General features: G+C 47.3%; 1 protein-coding gene. It reads left to right on the top strand.

The genetic code is table 11. The features are described 5' to 3' along the window. Positions 1-697, top strand: a 697-nt coding sequence (locus tag ACUU1M_RS20455) for a CfaE/CblD family pilus tip adhesin (protein ID WP_449144789.1), incomplete at both ends; no start/stop codon positions are given.

Below are 697 nucleotides of genomic sequence, written 5' to 3'. Positions count from 1 at the left end.
TTCGTATCCTGACCTCCAACAAACCTGTACAGCTAATGGAAATATATCGACAGTACAAATCTATTTAACTGAACAACGCAGTGGGATGCGTTGGCCGGTAAAACTCAAAGGATTTAAAACAGCCATTGTAAGTAGCGATGAAGCGCCGCTAGGATGCAAGGGGGGCAAAGGGCTTCAGACGAATCTTAAGGATTCTAATAGATCTTCATGTACAGAAGATGGTCAACATTATTATATATACGATACAAAGTTTCTTACGCTCTACCTTGAGCAGACAGAGATGAAGAATTTGCCGATTGGTGGCGTCTGGAAGGGGAAAGTTAAATTACATTCGAACAGCCCGGCCCAGGACTATTTCGCAAATATTACCCTGAATACGCTCGACCCCAACCATATTGACGTGTTCTTCCCGGAGTTCGCCCACGCCACGCCAAGGGTGCAGTTAGACTTGCATCCAACAGGAAGCGTTAACGGCAGCAACTACGCGCAAGATCTGACCATGTTGGACATGTGCCTGTACGATGGTTTTAACGGTAATGCCATCAGTTATGAAATCATGCTCAAAGATGAAGGGCGACCAGCTGCAGGGCGCAGAGACGGTTACTTCTCTATCTATCGTCAGGGAGGGACCACCACCGACGAGGGAGAACGCATTGATTACCGGGTCAAAATGTACAACCCGGAAACCGGTGGGCAA

Source organism: Shigella sp. SIG6, from assembly GCF_053555815.1.
This window is presented reverse-complemented; position numbering and strand designations above follow the sequence as displayed.